The following is a 16,171-nucleotide window of genomic DNA, read 5'->3' on the forward strand; positions in this document are numbered from 1 at the left end:
TTTAAAGCGAAAGTATCAATAATTTTGGGACAAATTAAGACTTTATGGTTTAGGAACCGTAATATTCGTTTTCCAGTCCCACTCAGGCGGGTCAACATTGAGAAGATGTTTAACGAAAAAGTCTCTTCTTTTATGCTCTCCATAATCACCCCCTAAAGAGTGCTTCATGCCTGGAACCATTAAAAAGTCAAAGTTCTTATTGGCCTTAATTAATTGGTTGATTACTTGCATAGTAGATGAAGGATCTACATTATCATCAAGCTCACCTAAAATTAATAACAATTTCCCTTGAAGTTTGTAAGCATTATCTACATTAGAGGATTCCGCATATTCAACACCAATCGGATAGCCCATCCATTGCTCATTCCACCACATTTTGTCCATTCTATTATCATGGCAACCTGATGATGAAACTGCTACTTTATAAAAATCAGGATGAAAAAGTAGGGCGCCTAAAGAACTTTGGCCACCCGCTGAATTCCCAAAAATGCCAACCCTACTTAAATCCATATAACTATATTTTTTTGCGGCAGCCTTAATCCAGGCTATCCGATCTGGAAATCCTCCGTCCTTTAGGTTTTTCCATGCTACATCGTGAAAAGCCTTCGAGCGATTGGAAGTTCCCATGCCATCGCATTGAACAACAATAAAGCCTAGCTCTGCCAATTCATGTAAAGATCCTCTTGAATCGTTTACAAAGCTTTTCGGTACAAACGAGTCGTGCGGACCCGCATAAATATATTCAATAACCGGATATTTCTTAGCGGGATCAAAATTGCTTGGCCTAATAATCATTCCCCAAATGTCTGTTTCGCCATCCCTTCCTTTTGCGGTGAAAATTTCTGGCAACTTCCAGCCTGTAGCTAATAAAGGCTCAATAGTAGCTTCTTCTAGTTTTTTTAACACTTTGCCAGTCCTGGCATCCCTTAACAGGGTAGTCTGTGGCTTTTCAAGTGTAGAATAGGCATCGATAAAAGTGGTGAAATCGCTTGAGAAAGTGGCTTTATGGTTGCCATTTTCAGTGGTTAGTTTCACTATGCCCGTTCCATCAAAGTTTATTTTATAGTAGTGGATAAAATAGGGATCTTGATTTTTCTCCATCCCACTTCCTTCAAAGATTAAAAATCTTTCACTTTCGTTTACGCGTACAACATTTCGAACTACCCAATTTCCTTTGGTAATTTGGTTTTTCAACGTTCCGTTTCCGTCATAAAGATATAAGTGGTTCCATCCGTCTCTTTCTGATGCCCATATAATCTCTTGCCCATCGCGCACATCGTATCTATACTTTTTTCCACTATAACTGATGAAAGTTTTGCTCTTTTCGGAAATAAGTTCCTTAATTGTGCCTTTTGAAGTTACTTCAAGTACGGCATATTTTTGATGCCCGCGCTGATTATATTCGAACGTAAATGCCCTGCTATCTTTTCGCCAGGTTAAATTTGTTAAGTTATATTGTGACGGGATAAGGCTATGGTCGACTTGGATTTGCTTTTTACCATCTATTAGAAATAAGGAAGGCTGCATTTGAGGTAAGGCATCGCCCGGTTTTAAATAGTTGCGCGATTGAAGTATCGGTTGCAGTTGTGTAGTAGGGGACGATTCGACAAAATAAATGAGATGCGGTTTGTTTGGACGGACTTTATTGGTAGCAAGTTTTTTAGAATCGGGAGACCAAGCCATGTTACTTTGATAATATTCGCCTTCTGAGCCATCAAAACTAAGTTGGAATTCTTCATTCGAGTCAATAGCCTGGATATAAACGTTGAAATTTTTAATATAGGCAAGCCATTTACCATCAGGAGATTTAGTTTTTCGGTTTAGAAACTCATTTCCTTGATCACCCCAATAACCTTGCGGTCTAAAGTTGTCTACATTGTTATGCGCTTTAATCACCGAGGTGGCGAGGTCATAATTCCATGTTTTTTGATCATAACTAAATTCAAGCACAGTACCGCTATTATCCATCGTTAGCCTGGTAACAGGAAGCTCGTAAGGTTTGAAAGGTTTTTTAAAGAAGTCAGTTAAACTTTGCGCAAGTTTTTGTTGGTCAAATGCTTCATTTTTTTGATAGTCTTTGGCATTTACAGTAAAAAATTCTGTTCCCCTTGCTGTTAGCACACTGTAGAAGTATTGTTGTTTAGCATTTAACCAATTAAAGGCATTTGGCGAATGGTAAATTTTGTTTTGGATTGTGCCATTTAAAAGTTCCGCACGTTGGTAGTCTTCCTTTTTCCCTTGTGCAGCAGTTGTTAGCGCATAGGATAAAAGGAGGAATAGAAAAAGGGGCTTTAGTTTCATCAGTTAATTTTTTAATGGTCAAGAATACTACTAATTATTAAGCTGAAGCTGATTAAATTTAACCAATACTAGGCTTAAATTGAGCATTATTGTGTTTATTATCGCATCAATTTCTCGTAAGAAAAAAAAATATCATATTTTACCGACTAATTAATGGCTTTTACCGAGAAATAGCCCCTAAAGAGCAAAGGGTTATTTTGGAAGGGCTTATTTAGTGATACATTTGGATAACAAATAAAAATACACAAGATGAAAGAATATCATAACAATGGAAATATAGCCAATCAATCTGGCAAAGTTATCGCAGGATTAATCATCATAGCGATAGGTGCCCTTTTATTAATAGATAATATTTGGCTTGGTTTGCCAAACTGGATATTTAGATGGCATACCTTTTTAATAGTACTCGGTTTATTTATTGGAGTTAAGCACAATTTTAGAAATAGTGGATGGTTTGTAATCACGTTGGTTGGATTAATCTTTACGATAAATAGAGCAATTCCAGAACTCGAAATGAAGCAAGTGCTTTTTCCAGTTGGATTAGTTGTGCTTGGGGCTTATTTAATTCTAAAACCAAAGGGCAGCTATAGCCATAAAGCAAAGTGGAAAAACTTTAATGAGTCAGCTACATTTACGGACTATACGACAGCTGATGCCCCGCCAGCAGAAGAGAAAAAAAAAACGAATAGCAATGATTACATAGATTCAGTGAATGTTTTCGGTGGAAGTCACCAAACCATTTATTCTAAGAATTTTAAAGGAGGGGAGATTACGGCTGTATTTGGAGGATGTGATCTTAATTTAACTCAGGCAGATTTTGAAGGAGAGGTGGTCATAGATGTTACAGCGATATTTGGAGGAGCAAAAATTATCATTCCACCAGGATGGGAAGTGAAATCGGAAGTTACGGCAATATTTGGAGGTCTCGATGATAAAAGAAGTATTCAGCCGGTTACCGAAGGAATTCATAAGCTGGTAATTATCAAGGGTATTGCATTATTTGGAGGCATAGACATTAGAAACTATTAGGCTTTGACGACAACCCCATTATCAGTAAGGCAAATTCAACTCGTATCCAGTAGCATTCTGATGTGCTGGATGCTTGTTTATGCCTACTTAATTTATGATGTTGCGAGTTTTAGCTGGCAGGTTGCGCTGGCCGATAGTCTCCTTACAAATGGGATATTAGCTATTGGATGTATTATACTTAGCAATATGCTAGGCTATTACCAACCTAAAAATGAACGTTTGTTTTCGCTCTTACTGCTAACAGCTGTATTAACCGTGATAGTAGTTTTTGCCACGAAATATAGTTTAAATTATCTTTTCAATAGTCACACAGCCTATCAGTCCTTTTTAGATTCTTCTCTGCCATTCAGATCGATCGTGATGTTTTTGTGTTTAGGTTGGTGCGGTCTTGCAAATGTTTTATGGTATAGGCTAGAAGAACAATCAGAAACACAAGGACGTTTTTTAGCTGCGCAAAACTTAGCTAAGGAAGCTGAGTTGAATAAACTGAGACATCAATTGCAACCTCATTTTTTATTCAATAGCTTAAACTCAGTATATGCGCTTACGATTGTGAACCCTACCGAGGCGGGAACGATGATTACGAAGCTAGCTGCTTTTTTAAGAGGTACTTTAAAACGAGATGATGAGGTGTGGGTAAGCGTGGCTGACGAGATGGAATATATTCAGTTATACCTCGATATTGAAAAAGTAAGGTTTAGTCACCGCTTATCGCTCGATGTTAAAATCGAGGAAGAAACCCTAGGATTGTGTTTGCCAGGAACTTTATTACAACCGATTGTAGAAAACGCGATTAAATTTGGTCTATATAATACCTCAGCAGCAATTACCATAACCATTAGCGTTAAATTAGAAAAAAATATACTGGTTATTTGTGTAGCCAATCCATACGACCCTGAAATGAATGCTACTAAGGGAACTGGTTTTGGTTTGTCCGCCATTCGCCGAAGGTTATATCTGTTATTTGCTGATAGCAATCTCTTACAAACAGAAACTCAAAACAATAATTTGTATATTACTACGCTTAAAATTCCACAGAAAGATGATAAGAACAATACTAATTGATGACGAAGCGTTAGCAAGGGATGTAGTTAAACATTATCTTAAAGATTATCCGAATATAGAAATTGTTGCAGAATGTTGTGATGGTTTTGAAGGATTAAAAGCGATTGCCCAACACAAACCAGACTTTATTTTTTTGGATATTCAAATGCCTAAGATCAGTGGATTTGAGATGCTGGAATTGGTAGAAAAGCATCCCGCCGTTATTTTTACCACTGCATTTGATGAGTATGCAATCAAAGCTTTTGAAGTTAATGCAGTAGATTACTTGCTCAAGCCTATTGAAAAATCCCGCTTTGATCAAGCGATGCAAAAACTACCGGCAAAGTTAGCGAATGAAGAAGGTAGCAGCGAGCTCCTGGAGACAGCCTCGTTATCTCCAGCGCAAAATAATCGCATCGTAGTGAAGAATGCTGGGGTAATTAAAATTATTCCGGTTAGTGAGCTAAATTATCTGGAAGCGGATGATGACTACGTAAAATTGAGCACCACTGAGGGGATTTTTCATAAAAATAAAACAATGAGTTTCTTTGAGCAAACTTTAGATCCTTCACAATTTATTAGAATTCATCGCTCATATATTATTAACCTGGCTCAGGTTACTAAAATAGAACTTAAAGAAAAAGATAGTTATGTGGTGCTGTTAAAATCGGGCATATGGCTACCCGTAAGTAAAACAGGATATGTGAAGTTGAAAACTTCCTTAGGACTTTAAAATAATTCTATATCTTCCTTGCATTTATAAAAAAATCACGTTATATTTGCACCTCTTATTTAAAAAACTCTAGTTAAGATATTATACAGTTATGAAAAGAACATTCCAACCTTCGCAAAGAAAGAGAAGAAACAAACATGGCTTCCGCGAAAGAATGGCTACAGCAAACGGTAGAAGAGTATTAGCTTCTCGCCGTGCAAAAGGAAGAAAAAGATTATCAGTTTCTGACGAGCGTCGTCATAAAGCATAATTTTTGGTTGTTGGCAGCCTAACAACCGCTGCTTAATTACAATCAAAATCATGAACACATTTAATAAAGAAGAACGGTTATGTAGTAAAAAGTCGCTAGACTTACTATTTAAGAACGGTTCTTCTTTTTTATTATATCCCTTCCGTGTTACTTACCTGTTCATTGATGAAGTACACCAATTTCCAGCTCAGGTGGTTATTAATGTTGCCAAAAAACGTTATAAGCGTGCAGTAGATCGCAACCTTATTAAACGTCGAACCCGCGAAGCTTATCGTTTGCAAAAGGAATCGTTGTTGTATTCACATTTGAATAACCAAAAAGATTTACTGTTACTTTCCTTACAATTTGTGGGAAAAGAAAAGTATGCATACGCTTTCTTTGAAAAGAAACTTGGCTTAGCGTTTAAGAAGTTAATTACTCAACTTAACAACGATGAAGTACATTAAACTCCCTTTTACTTTATTGTTTTTAGGTATTATTCGTTTATATCAGCTATTGCTTTCTCCCTTATTAGGTGCAAGTTGCAGATTTACCCCAACCTGTTCTCAGTATGGTATAGAAGCCATTAAAAAACACGGTCCCTTTAAAGGGGGCTGGCTTACGCTAAAGCGCATCGGGAGCTGCCACCCCTGGGGTAGGCACGGTCACGATCCGGTTCCATAATTTAAAGAATTAGCTAATTAGCTAATTGGCTAATTTGTAATTATATTTGCCCATATGCCTACCATACTTCAAATTGAAACTGCTACCGAGGTTTGTGCCGTAGCGTTATCTATTAATGGAAAAACAGTTGTACAAAAAGAAGAAAGTGCTCAGAATATACATGCGGCCAAGCTAACTTTATTTATCAAAGAGGTAATGGAGGAAGCAAAATTAACATTCGAAAATTTAGATGCGATTGCAGTGAGTAAAGGTCCGGGCTCTTACACCGGATTAAGGATAGGCGTGTCGACGGCAAAAGGTTTATGTTTTGCGCTTGACAAACCCCTAATTGCAATCAATACCTTACTGATGATGGCCGATGGTTATTTGAAGCAAAATCCAGGTTACACAGGCCTGGTTTGTCCGATGATAGATGCAAGAAGAATGGAGGTATTTACTGCGGTATTTGATGCTGAACTGAACGAGGTAGAGGCAACGAATGCAAAAATCGTAGATGAAACTAGTTTTTCAGCACTGCTAGCCAACTATAAGATCGCATTTATCGGTAATGGGGCAGCGAAATGTAGTGCTGTAATCAACCATCCAAACGCCATATTTCTACCAGCCAATTTTAACTCCGCCAGTCACATGAGTACTTTGGCGCACCTAAGTTTTGCGGATAAAAAGTTTGAAAACGTTGCTTACTTTGAGCCGTTTTATTTAAAAGATTTTGTTTTTACTACCCCTAAGAAAAAGAATTAATTTCCTATTTGCACTGTGTCTGTCACTTCCTCTTGCTTGTTTAAGAGTAACACATTACTTAAAAACTTGCCTTTATCTCCCGAAAGCTGGTATGAAAAGGCTTCGAATGTGTTAAAACCGTCGCTAGCTTGATATTGCTTGTAATAAGAAGGTTTTAAATTCCTTCTAAAGATCGTATTGGAGTTTTTATTGTTAATGTAGAAGGAAATAGTAGCTGAGGATAATTGATCATTAAAATGCTGATACCCTTGGTCATTGATTAACAAATCATTATTCCGATAGTTATTCAAGAAAACCTGAATGCTACTGGGATAGTTCGCCATCACTAAATAATTATCTATGATCGTATAAAAAGGTTTTTCAAATTTTTTGAACGGTTCGCCGAAATAGGTATAGGGGATGTTGGCTTCCCGGAAAACTTTAATGTCTGGCGCGTATTCGGTGCTTAAATCTAATAATAACTGACCTACTTTGTCGCCATTGCTCAAGGCGATACCGCCAAATTTTTCACCTGTTGATAACTGAAAAGTTATAAATTGATTTTTAAAGTAGATCGGAAATATCTTTTCCAGGTCTAAGCCATATTTATTCGAAATATTTTCTTTGATTTTTAAAATGCGTTCACTCCCTTTTTGCGCTTCCAGCCATTTTAGCAGGTCAATATGCCAATTTTTATAATCGGTAACAGCGTAAGTGGTATAGTTAGCGGTTTTTTGAGGCAAGATATTATCAATTGTTATTTTTTGGCTTGGTAGATGGGTGAATAAGCTAAAATAACTATTGGTATTTCCTAGCTCGGTATTCCCATTAAACAATAATTTCTCCTTACTAAAGTTATAGCTTAATGTTGCATAACTACGCTGTTGATGTAGCACAGCTAGTTCACCACCACCATTGTTATTTAATATATTTTTTAAAAACTTAGGAAGTACATCAAAGTTGAGGTAGAGGTTGGCCAAACTATTTTTGTTGTAACCACTATTGGCTTTCATGTAAGTCGCAAAACCGGAGTTCTTATTTGTTTTGGTGCCTATCGCTTTTTGAACCTGTTCGGCCGCATTGGAAATTGCCACCAGTTTATCTTTCACGCCAATATAAACGCTGTTAGTGTCGGCAAAAGTAAGTTTGTATAACCCCATCATTGGCACTGGGTTTAATGCTTTTAAGGTAGGATTTGTTAAGAATTGCTGTAAATCAAGTTCCTGTTTAACTTGCGTACATATTAGGAAATCAATTTGGTTCGTCGAATTAGGGATGAAGCCAATGTAGATTTTTTGGCCATCTAGTAAATCAGCTAGTTTGGGTTTGTTAAATAGGTTATCTTTTAATGACTTCAGCTGACTGGACTTTGTGGTACCTAAAATGCGTTGCAACAAATCCTGTCCGCTTAAAATTTCATAAAAGCTTTTATCATGATCGAAACTATAAACTATTCCGGCATTAGCCGAAATGGCGTTTAATGAAAAATCATTCGCATTTGTACTTTGTTTGAGTTCGGAAAAATAGAGATAGCTCATCCCGATCATCCCAACTAATAAAATCCCAATTGTAGTTGTAATTTTGTTCATCCGCATCTTTCCTTACAAATTTAATTTAATAGTTGAGATTAGCTCAGTTTATACGTGTATTTTCTTAAATTAGCATCTTTTATAGCCGAAACGTATGAATAAACGAATTATTTTGACAGCTGCTTTTTTTGGGGCGATGGCGGTAGTTTTAGGAGCTTTTGGAGCACATAGCCTTAAGAAAATACTAGCAGCTGATTCTTTGGCGATTTGGCAAAAGGGAGTGGAATATCAGTTTTATCACACCTTCGCACTGTTATATCTTTCAACCTTTGCCCGGTATAAACATAAATTAATTGGGTTATCCTTTGTGTTTTTTTCAGTTGGAATTATTTTGTTCTCAGGTTCGCTCTATTATTTGTCGCTGAAAATCGCTTATAATTTACCTTTTACAACTATTTTAGGCCTCGTTACGCCAATTGGTGGCTTGTGTTTGATATTCGGCTGGATTTCTTTGTTTCTAGCAGCTTTACGGGATAAATAATGTTATTCGCGAACACATCGAACTATACTGAAAGAGAAACACTTTTTGTAGAAGTGATACTACCTTTATCATTAACGATAAATTATACTTACAGAGTTCCTTTTGAGCTCAATGAAAAAGTAGCTGTTGGCAAACGAGTAGTCATCCAATTCGGAAAGCATAAAATTTATACGGCTTTAGTAAAAGCAATCGGACAAACACCGCCAGAATTTTATGAAGCGAAATATATTATAGACGTTGTTGATGAAATTCCGGTAATTACCCCTAAGCAGTTTAAGTTTTGGGATTGGATTACGTCGTATTACCTCTGTAATGAAGGCGACGTAATGGCGGCGGCATTGCCTACTGGTTTGAAACTAGCAAGTGAAACTATTTTAGTCTTAAGAGAAGAGTTGCCTGAAGAGTTAGAATTAACTGCGAAAGAAACGCTGATTTTGGAAGTGCTTTTAAAGCAACAGAGAATGAGCATTGATGAAGTTGTAACACTTTTAGGGCAGAAAACAGTTTACCCTACAATTAACTCTATGATAAGTAAAGAGTTAATTTATATTGAGGAAGAGGTTGTCGAAAAATATAAGCCGCTGCTAAAGTCTTTTATTCGCCTCAATCCTTTTTATAAAGAAGAGGTGCATTTAAAAGAACTTTTCACCCTATTGGAAAAGGCTCCTAAACAACTTGATGCATTGTTGGCCTATCTACAAATAGCCAAAACCGAAACTGCAATCGCCAAACAGCGATTATTGGAATTAAGTGGGAGTGGACAAGCGGCATTAAAGGCTTTAGTTGAGAAAGAGGTTTTTATAGTTGAAAAGAAGCAGGTAAGCAGACTATCTGACTCAAAGGACGAATTTGAAGTTAATTTTACCCTTAGTATAGCCCAACAAAATGCATTAAACGAAATTAAAGCCCAATTTTTGCAAAAAGATGTGGTGCTACTACACGGAATAACGGCTTCAGGAAAAACACAGCTTTATATAAAGATAATTGAACAAGTGATTTCTGAGGGTGGACAAGTACTGTTTTTGCTGCCGGAAATTGCGCTTACTACGCAAATTGTTGAAAGAATAAAATTGTATTTTGGGGATAAAATAGGTGTATACCACTCCAAATTTAACGATAACGAAAGAGTAGAAATTTGGAATAAAGTATTAAACGGCTCCTATCAGGTAGTGCTAGGAGCCAGGTCAGCTATTTTCTTGCCGTTTGGCGAGTTGAAGCTAGTTGTTGTTGATGAAGAACATGAATCATCCTATAAACAACATGACCCTGCTCCAAGGTACCAGGCAAGAGATGCAGCAATTTATTTGGCACATCTGCATGATGCCAAAGTAGTTTTAGGCTCTGCGACACCCTCAATCGAAAGTTACTATAATGCAAGTTCCAACAAATACGGTTTGGTAAAACTGGAAGAAAGGTTCGGGGGTGTCCAATTACCCATCCAAGAAGTAGTAAGTATAGCTGAGGCAACCAAGCAGAAAAAGATGACTGCTTATTTTACAAGTGTTTTGTTAGCGCAAATGCAACTAGCACTTGAAAATAAGGAACAAATTATTCTGTTTCAAAATCGAAGAGGATATGCAACGATCCTCATTTGTGCCACGTGTGGCTATGCTCCCAAATGCGTCAATTGTGATGTGAGCTTAACTTTTCATAAAACCAGCGGGAAGCTCCACTGTCACTATTGTGGCTTTCATCAGAACAGCATAAATAGTTGTCCGGCTTGCGGCTCGGTACATATCGAGCAGAAAGGGTTTGGTACGGAAAGGATAGAGGAAGAACTGGCGCTCATTTTCCCGGATATTAAAATCGCCAGGCTAGATTTAGATAGCACTCGCTCTAAGAACGGGATGCAGCAGCTCATTGCCGATTTTCAGGACAAAAAAACACAGGTTTTAATTGGTACGCAAATGGTGGCCAAAGGGCTTGATTTCGATAATGTGAGTTTAATAGGAGTAATTAACGCAGATACCTTGTTAAACTATCCTGATTTCAGGGCATTCGAAAGAAGTTATCAATTATTGGCACAGGTAGCCGGCAGGGCTGGCAGGCGAGAGAAGCAGGGAATGGCCATTATTCAAGCTTATAGTGATTCGCATCGTATTCTTAATCAGGTTCTTACCAATGATTATTTAGCCATGTATACTGATGAGCTCGAGGAGCGAAAAAAATACCTCTATCCACCCTTTGCACGCTTAATTTTTATCAACGTAAAACATAAGGATGCCAATGTACTAAATGTTGCCTCACAAGCTTTGGCCCAGGCCTTAAGGACACAGCTAGGTCATCGAATTTTAGGTCCGGAGCAACCGCTGGTGGCTAGAATAAGGAACTATTATTTAAAGCAAATTAGCGTAAAAGTTGAAAAAAACGCCCCTATACAAAAGGTAAAAAATGTTTTGAAAGAAACCATTGCTGAATTCAATACCCAAAAAGAATTTAAAAGTGTATGGGTGCAAATAGATGTGGACCCGTATTAATTCTTGTCAATTAAATGGATTAGAATACCAAATGACATAGGATTTAACAAAAATTGCCATTTATTGTAATTTGTTTGCGTTCTCGTATTTGCAGCGTCTTGGAGTATAATTTCCTGCCTTTCATAAGAATAATAAAAATCTACATTTGTTTCTGCAAAAATAGAAACTTGTTTTACAGGCGTAAATTTAATGCCCATAATCGGACTAATCATAAAGCCGGTTTTATCCGCGTCTACATTGTAGGGAGTTGCCTTTGCTATGCCATTGGTTGATTTCACCTCTCCGGTAAAATTATTAGTTCTAAAACCTATATCAGAGCCAAAATAGGGTTGGATTTTGGCATAATTGATGTTCTTTTCAAAGCCGATTTTAAAAGAATAATCTGTATTATAGCCTTTAGCCAGCTCGCAATTCGCACATGAGTTGTAAAAAGAGATAGGTTTTCTATAGTAGTTCGCATTAATTCTATAGTTAATCTGATTGTCGTTGAATTTAATGATCAATCCATTAAGGTAAACATGTTCGTAAGCCTGCGCATTAGTTTGATTCAAGATCTTAGGCATCTGAACAATACTGTACCCCCTTAAGCCGACACTGTAACTGTAATCTCCCTCAACCTGTGAAAATGCAGGATGAAAACAGCTAACTAATAAAAAGCAATAAATTATTCTCCTCATAACCGCAATTAAAACCTTATCTAAAATAGAAATTTATTTCCATTAGTATTGAAACTTAATTATTTAAACATTCAAGGGAGAATTGTTAGGAATAAATAGGCTTAGATATGCAGTTAAAAAGCTATTTTTGGACGTAATGGCTTATAAGTTTATAGATAATTATCGGGAGCGAGGCGCAAGGAAAAAGTTAGTCGTTTTGCTTAGAGAAAGGGGCATCGCAGATGAAAGAGTATTAAAGGCAATTGGCAAAGTGCCGCGTCATTTTTTCTTCGACGAAACTTTTTGGAACCAGGCATATAAAGACATTGCCTTTCCGATTGGGGATGGACAAACAATTTCACAACCTTATACCGTTGCTTACCAAACTGAACTGTTGCATATTCAGAAAGGAGATGTAGTATTGGAGATTGGTACAGGCTCCGGATATCAAACATGCATTCTAATGGAGCTGGGAGCAACAGTATATACTATCGAGCGTCAGCCAAGTATTTATAGCCATACGCTTAAAGTATTGCCTGGTATGGGCTATAAAGCAAATTTCTTTCTCGGCGACGGGTCCAAAGGAATCGAAAAGCATGCGCCTTATGATAAAATTATCGTCACTGCCGGTGCCCCATTTGTGCCAGAAATACTTTTAAAACAATTAAAAATCGGCGGTATTTTAGTTATTCCAGTGGGCGATGAGAAATCTCAAAAAATGATCACGGTTATCCGGGTTAGTGAAAACGATTATGATAAAATAGAATTAGATACGTTTAGATTTGTTCCCCTGGTAGGAGATCAGGCCTGGTAATGAACTAAATTTTCATCGCACGATCCATCTCCCGTTTACTTTCACGATCTTTAATGCTATCTCTTTTATCGAATTCTTTTTTACCTTGAGCTAAGGCAATTTCAATTTTGGCAAATCCTCTTTCGTTGGTGAAAATTCTCAAAGGAACAATTGTGTATCCCTTTTCTTCGCCTTTTACCTTTAACTTTTTAAGTTCTTTCTTTTTTAGAAGTAAAACCCGATCCCTTTTAATGTCGTGGTGATGAAATGAACTGTGGCTATACTCGGAAATATGCAAATTCCGAACGTATAAAGTATTGCCAATAAACATACAAAAGGCATCTGTCATATTTGCTTTGCCTTGTCTAATCGCTTTAATTTCAGTGCCTAATAAAGCTATCCCTGCAACAAAACTTTCTAGTACATGGTAGTCAAAATATGCTCTCTTGTTCTTTATCTGGATATCGTTAGCCATAAAACAAATATCGGTAATTCTTTTTAATCATGCATCAGTTAAAGAATAATTAGAAATAAATATCTCTAAATATTTTTTTAGATTAATCTAAATTTATATTTTTGTTTAACTAATTCATATACCATGCATCGACTAATTCTATTTGTAGCTGTACTACTCATGTGTCATGCCGCTAAGGCACAGCAACTTGTAATAAACGGTTCTGTTAAAAGAATGGCTGGAGATCCACTGGCAACCATATCTATGACTGAACAGAAAAGAACGATTTCAACAGATAGCTTGGGTAATTTCAGTTTCGTCGGATTAATGCCAGGAGTCTATCAGTTAAAGATTAGTTTGTTGGGATATAGATCTTTAAATGTAAAAGTGAACCTTGAAAAGGATACTACTTTATTGCAGATAATGCTCGAGCCTTTAGATGAGAGACTAAATGAAGTGGTAATAACGGGCACTCAAAAAGAGGTAAATAGACTGGAAAGCCCTGTTCCAGTGGAAATTTATACGGCTAAATTTTTCAAGAAAAATCCAACGCCTAGTATTTTTGAAGCCTTGCAAAATGTAAATGGTGTGAGGCCACAGCTTAACTGTAATATTTGCAACACTGGCGATATTCACATTAATGGTTTGGAAGGCCCTTATACAATGGTGCTGATCGACGGAATGCCAATTGTTAGTAGCTTGTCTACGGTATACGGACTATCTGGTATTCCAAATGCATTGGTAGAGCGGATCGAAGTAGTAAAAGGACCTGCATCATCATTATATGGAAGTGAAGCAGTTGGTGGATTGATCAATATTATCACTAAAAAGGTGGAACATGCGGGAAGTTTATCTGCCGATGTGATGAGCACAGGCTACGGGGAACACAATACAGATATTGGATTTAAGGTAAATTTAAATCAAAAAATTGCCATTTTAACGGGATTGAACTATTTTAAATATGGGAACAAAGTAGATCATAATCATGATGGCTTTACCGATGTTACCCTGCAAGACCGGATTTCTGTGTTTCAAAAATGGAGCATTAGCAGGAAACAAGGTCGGGTCTTTTCTTTGGCAGGACGCTATTTGTATGAAGATAGATGGGGAGGGGAGATGAATTGGACCAAAACATTTCGGGGTGGTGATATTAGGTATGGAGAAAGTATTTATACCAAAAGAATGGAATTGATCGGTAATTATCAACTTCCGGTTAACGAGAAAATGTTTTTATCCTTTTCGCTAACCGATCATCAGCAAGATAGTAGATATGGAACTACCGCTTATATTGCAAAGCAGCAAATCGCATTTTCACAGTTAACCTGGGATAAAAAAATGGGCAATAACGATCTTCTTTTCGGAGCCGCATTTCGCTATACTTACTACGACGATAATACTCCAGCAACTGCAGGTGCTGATTTAAGCAATCCATCGAATAATCCGGAGCGAACGTTATTGCCGGGTTTGTTTATCCAAGATGAAATCAAATTAAGTGAGAGACATTCGGTTTTAGCAGGATTAAGATTTGATTATAATTCAACTCACGGAAACATTTTTACACCCAGATTCGCATACAAATGGGCGTTAGATCAAAATAATATCATCCGCTTAAATGCGGGAACAGGATTTAGGGTGGTAAATATCTTTACAGAGGATCATGCCGCCTTAACCGGGGCACGCCAAATAATAATTGAAAATGAATTAAAGCCCGAACGTACCTACAACGTAAATTTGAATTATTTAAAAAAGGTTCATTTAAATAACGGGTCCTTTTTAGGACTAGATTTTTCTGGATTTTATACCTATTTCAACAACCGAATTATTGGCGACTTTGATTCGAACCCAAATCAGCTTATTTATAATAACCTGGATGGTTATGCTGTGAGCAAAGGTTTAACGGCTAACGTAGATATGGCATTTAGCTCAGGGTTAAAAATAACTACCGGATTAACTTATCAAGATGTAGGTTTCGTTTCAGAAGGCGTTAAACAGCAACAAATCTTAACCGAGAAATTGTCAGGAACCTGGGCGGTATCCTATAAAATTAACAAGCTGAATTTGGGGATTGATTATACGGGGAATATTTACGGCCCAATGCGTTTACCATTGTTGGGAAAGATGGATCCTCGACGAGCTTATTCGCCGGTTTGGAGCATACAGAATATCCAATTGGTTTATGATGGCTTCAGAAGGATGGAACTTTATGGGGGTGTTAAAAACCTACTAAATTTTACACCAAATAAAGGAACTCCTTTTCTCATCGCGGGCGCAAACGATCCTTTTGATAAAAATGTACAGTATGATACCAATGGACAGGTCATGGCAACCTCGAATAATCCCTATGGACTCACTTTTGATCCTAATTACATCTATGCTCCAAATCAAGGAATTAGAGTATTTTTTGGAGTTAGGTTATTGATTAAATAAGGAGGCTAGTATTCCAGAGGTACGATGGGCTCTTTCTTGGTAGTAGACATGATCATCATAGTTTGAAATGTTTTAACAACCGATATCTTGCTGATCTTATCCATAATTAACCTTTCATATGCTTTAATGTCATTTACATAAACCTTCAACAGGAAATCTGCCTGGCCCGTAACATGATGACATTCTGTGATCTCATTAATTTGATTTACCTCATCTAAGAAGATCTGAATAGTATTATTCTTATGAAAGTCTAGTTGAACCTGTATAAAAGTCTTAATCCCTAAACCTAGTTTCTCTTCATCAACCAGGGCATGGTAACTTTTGATGTATCCCGACATCTCTAACTTACGTACACGCTCCAGGGTGGGCGCAGGAGATAAACCAATTTCTTGCGATAAAAGTAAATTGGTAATTCTACCATTCTCCTGTAAAAGCTTAAGAATTTTAAAATCTGTTTTATCTAGTTCTGATGCCATAATTTAGGGATTATTGTCAAAGGTAGCATACTAACGGTTATTTGCCAAATTTTATTTTATAAACGAAGAAAAAAAATA

The 16,171-nt window shown here is 37.0% G+C and carries 16 protein-coding genes; 11 read left to right on the forward strand and 5 right to left on the reverse strand.

Annotation, left to right across the window (positions count from 1 at the left end; genetic code table 11):
• Positions 1–42: 42 nt before the first annotated feature.
• Positions 43–2,301 (reverse strand): S9 family peptidase, encoded by a 2,259-nt coding sequence (locus BM207_RS03795; RefSeq protein WP_090992247.1) that lies wholly within the window; start codon positions 2,299–2,301, stop codon positions 43–45.
• A 249-nt stretch (positions 2,302–2,550) separates the two neighbouring features.
• On the opposite strand from BM207_RS03795, the gene BM207_RS03800 reads away from it, so the two are divergent.
• The 7 genes from BM207_RS03800 (at position 2,551) to tsaB (ending at position 6,761) form a co-directional block, all read left to right on the forward strand.
• Positions 2,551–3,330, forward strand: coding sequence for a LiaF transmembrane domain-containing protein (locus tag BM207_RS03800; protein ID WP_090992248.1), 780 nt, complete (start codon positions 2,551–2,553; stop codon positions 3,328–3,330).
• A gap of 60 nt (positions 3,331–3,390) precedes the next feature.
• Positions 3,391–4,395 carry a sensor histidine kinase gene (locus BM207_RS03805; RefSeq protein ID WP_245768018.1) on the forward strand — a complete coding sequence of 335 codons (1,005 nt, stop codon included), beginning with the start codon at positions 3,391–3,393 and terminating at the stop codon, positions 4,393–4,395.
• A complete protein-coding gene (locus tag BM207_RS03810) occupies positions 4,373–5,107 on the forward strand; it encodes a LytR/AlgR family response regulator transcription factor (protein WP_090992250.1) in 735 nt (244 codons plus the stop codon). The genes BM207_RS03805 and BM207_RS03810 overlap by 23 nt, the downstream gene beginning before the upstream one ends.
• A gap of 91 nt (positions 5,108–5,198) precedes the next feature.
• Positions 5,199–5,357: a 50S ribosomal protein L34 gene (rpmH, locus tag BM207_RS03815; RefSeq protein ID WP_055133745.1), complete on the forward strand. Its 159-nt coding sequence runs from the start codon at positions 5,199–5,201 to the stop codon at positions 5,355–5,357.
• Positions 5,358–5,407: 50 nt separating this feature from the next.
• On the forward strand, positions 5,408–5,803 hold the full coding sequence (gene rnpA, locus BM207_RS03820; RefSeq protein ID WP_090992251.1) for a ribonuclease P protein component: 396 nt from the start codon (positions 5,408–5,410) through the stop codon (positions 5,801–5,803).
• On the forward strand, positions 5,790–6,020 hold the full coding sequence (gene yidD, locus BM207_RS03825) for a membrane protein insertion efficiency factor YidD (RefSeq protein WP_090992252.1): 231 nt from the start codon (positions 5,790–5,792) through the stop codon (positions 6,018–6,020). Before rnpA ends, yidD begins: the two co-directional genes overlap by 14 nt.
• Before the next feature lie 54 nt (positions 6,021–6,074).
• Positions 6,075–6,761, forward strand: coding sequence for a tRNA (adenosine(37)-N6)-threonylcarbamoyltransferase complex dimerization subunit type 1 TsaB (tsaB, locus tag BM207_RS03830; RefSeq protein ID WP_090992253.1), 687 nt, complete (start codon positions 6,075–6,077; stop codon positions 6,759–6,761).
• Here tsaB and BM207_RS03835 read toward each other — a convergent pair.
• A complete protein-coding gene (locus BM207_RS03835; RefSeq protein WP_090992254.1) occupies positions 6,758–8,329 on the reverse strand; it encodes a hypothetical protein in 1,572 nt (523 codons plus the stop codon). The genes tsaB and BM207_RS03835 overlap by 4 nt on opposite strands.
• 94 nt (positions 8,330–8,423) lie before the next feature.
• Here BM207_RS03835 and BM207_RS03840 point away from each other — a divergent pair, with 94 nt between their 5' ends.
• Both BM207_RS03840 and priA read left to right on the forward strand, forming a co-directional pair.
• Positions 8,424–8,810, forward strand: coding sequence for a DUF423 domain-containing protein (locus BM207_RS03840; RefSeq protein ID WP_090992255.1), 387 nt, complete (start codon positions 8,424–8,426; stop codon positions 8,808–8,810).
• A complete protein-coding gene (priA, locus tag BM207_RS03845) occupies positions 8,810–11,287 on the forward strand; it encodes a replication restart helicase PriA (protein WP_090992256.1) in 2,478 nt (825 codons plus the stop codon). The genes BM207_RS03840 and priA overlap by 1 nt, the downstream gene beginning before the upstream one ends.
• On the opposite strand, the gene BM207_RS03850 is transcribed toward priA, so the two are convergent.
• Entirely contained in the window at positions 11,284–11,964 is a 681-nt protein-coding gene (locus tag BM207_RS03850) for a hypothetical protein (protein ID WP_090992257.1), read from the reverse strand. The genes priA and BM207_RS03850 overlap by 4 nt on opposite strands.
• A gap of 136 nt (positions 11,965–12,100) precedes the next feature.
• On the opposite strand from BM207_RS03850, the gene BM207_RS03855 reads away from it, so the two are divergent.
• The gene (locus BM207_RS03855; RefSeq protein ID WP_090992258.1) at positions 12,101–12,757 is read left to right on the forward strand and encodes a protein-L-isoaspartate(D-aspartate) O-methyltransferase; all 657 of its coding nucleotides are present in this window, start codon (positions 12,101–12,103) and stop codon (positions 12,755–12,757) included.
• Between the two features lie 4 nt (positions 12,758–12,761).
• On the opposite strand, the gene smpB is transcribed toward BM207_RS03855, so the two are convergent.
• The gene (smpB, locus tag BM207_RS03860) at positions 12,762–13,211 is read right to left on the reverse strand and encodes an SsrA-binding protein SmpB (RefSeq protein ID WP_090992259.1); all 450 of its coding nucleotides are present in this window, start codon (positions 13,209–13,211) and stop codon (positions 12,762–12,764) included.
• 123 nt (positions 13,212–13,334) lie between these two features.
• Here smpB and BM207_RS03865 point away from each other — a divergent pair, with 123 nt between their 5' ends.
• The gene (locus BM207_RS03865) at positions 13,335–15,617 is read left to right on the forward strand and encodes a TonB-dependent receptor (protein WP_090992260.1); all 2,283 of its coding nucleotides are present in this window, start codon (positions 13,335–13,337) and stop codon (positions 15,615–15,617) included.
• 5 nt (positions 15,618–15,622) lie between these two features.
• On the opposite strand, the gene BM207_RS03870 is transcribed toward BM207_RS03865, so the two are convergent.
• Positions 15,623–16,093 (reverse strand): Lrp/AsnC family transcriptional regulator, encoded by a 471-nt coding sequence (locus BM207_RS03870; RefSeq protein WP_090992261.1) that lies wholly within the window; start codon positions 16,091–16,093, stop codon positions 15,623–15,625.
• Between the last annotated feature and the right edge of the window lie 78 nt (positions 16,094–16,171).

This window comes from Pedobacter insulae, from assembly GCF_900113525.1.
Lineage (GTDB): Bacteria > Bacteroidota > Bacteroidia > Sphingobacteriales > Sphingobacteriaceae > Pedobacter > Pedobacter insulae.